This is a genomic window from Embleya sp. NPDC005971, from assembly GCF_040629175.1.
Lineage (GTDB): Bacteria > Actinomycetota > Actinomycetes > Streptomycetales > Streptomycetaceae > Embleya.
This window is the reverse complement of the sequence record NZ_JBEXUX010000190.1, coordinates 1-1424: the sequence shown is the minus strand read 5'-3', so window position 1 is coordinate 1424 and position 1424 is coordinate 1. Positions and strand designations below refer to the sequence as shown.

2 protein-coding genes and 1 pseudogene are annotated in these 1424 nt (G+C 71.9%); all 3 read left to right on the top strand.

All coding sequences use genetic code 11. From position 1 onward, the window contains the following. Positions 1-369, top strand: a pseudogene (locus tag ABZ374_RS48520) (hypothetical protein); the annotation flags it as partial. Then, positions 366-1121: an ERF family protein gene (locus ABZ374_RS48515; RefSeq protein ID WP_360325259.1), complete on the top strand. Its 756-nt coding sequence runs from the start codon at positions 366-368 to the stop codon at positions 1119-1121. The pseudogene ABZ374_RS48520 and the gene ABZ374_RS48515, both read left to right, overlap by 4 nt. Next, complete coding sequence (locus tag ABZ374_RS48510; protein WP_360325256.1) at positions 1118-1345, top strand: hypothetical protein; 228 nt, start codon at positions 1118-1120, stop codon at positions 1343-1345. The genes ABZ374_RS48515 and ABZ374_RS48510 overlap by 4 nt, the downstream gene beginning before the upstream one ends. The last annotated feature ends 79 nt before the right edge of the window (positions 1346-1424 follow it).

The window sequence follows — 1424 nt, the reverse complement described above, 5'->3', positions numbered from 1 at the left end:
CCCGAGCGCACGGTCGACCTGTACCGCCGGCTGCACCCGGACCGTGCCGGGGTGGTCGACCTCGACCGCGACCCTGACGCGCTCGGCGCGCTGCACGACTACGAGACGGCGCGGTTGGAGGAGAAGGCCGCCGCCAAGCGCAAGGCAGCCGCGCAGGCCGACCTGTTGCGGCTCCTGGGCCCGCACCGCACCGCCGCGCTCGGCGGCGAGCGGGCGTGGTCGATGGAGCCGACCAAGCGCGCGAACACCGACCTCGCCCGCCTCGCCGAGGAGTGGCCCGACGCCTACGCGGCGTGCGTCACCGACAAGCCCGGCGAGCGGATCGACATCGACAAGGCGTACCGCCTCAAGCCCAAGACGGGAGCGTGACCGTGGGTCTCGCCGAGAACGCCGCCGCCCTCGCGGGCCGCGAACCCGACCCGGTCGAGGACGTCGACCACACCCACGACTACACCGAGCCCGACCTCGACCACCTGGACCTGGCCGCCGATCCCGAGAAGATCGACGTGATCACCGCCTGGCTGCGGCTGATGGGCGACGTCCGGGTCATCAAGAAGAACCAGCAGTTCAAGGGCGGCAACACGAAGTTCATGTTCCGCGGGGTCGACGCGGTACTGAACGCCTACGGCCCGATCTGCCGAGCCCACGGCGTCGTGATCATGCCGATCTGCACCACCGCCGAGTACCGGGACATCCCGACCAGCAGCGGCGGCAAGATGCGCGAGTGCACCGCGACGGTGACCTTCCGCATCTACGGGCCGGCGGGCGACCACTTCGACGCCCAGACCATGGGCGAGGCGACCGACAGCGGTAGCCGGTCCACCCCGAAGGCCCAGTCCGTCGCGCTGCGGACGCTGATGCTCAACGGCGGGATGGTCCCCACCGAGGACCGGGACGCGGACGCCGACGACTTCGAGCGCGGGGAAGCACCGGCGCGAACCGCCGAGTCGTACCGCGACGAGATGGTCGACCCGAAGACCACTCCCGCCCGGCTTCAGACGATGTACGGGGAGATGGAGCGGCTCAGGATCCTGCGCGTGCTGGTCGTGAACGAGACCGGCGACAAGGAACTCCTGGTCGACATCGGCAACCGCCTCTACTACGAGCGCGGTGGCAAGTGATCGCTCCCGCAGCCTCCCTGCGTTCCCTGCTCGGCCGGGTCGTCCCGGCCGGGCGGGGCCCCCGCACCCCGGCCCGCGTCGAGCACGACGCCCACGTCGTCACCCGCATCCCGCCCCGGCCCCACCGCGCGCCCGGCCAGCGCCTCGCGGACGAGGACTGGTACGTCGCCCCCGGCTCGCTGTTCGAGCCCGTGCCGACCGGCCGTCACCGGAGGGCGAAGTGATCCTCGACGCCGTCCTCGCCTACCTGGCCTGCCTGATCTGCACCGTCGCCGTCATGCGCGCCGCGAAGGCCCGCAACCG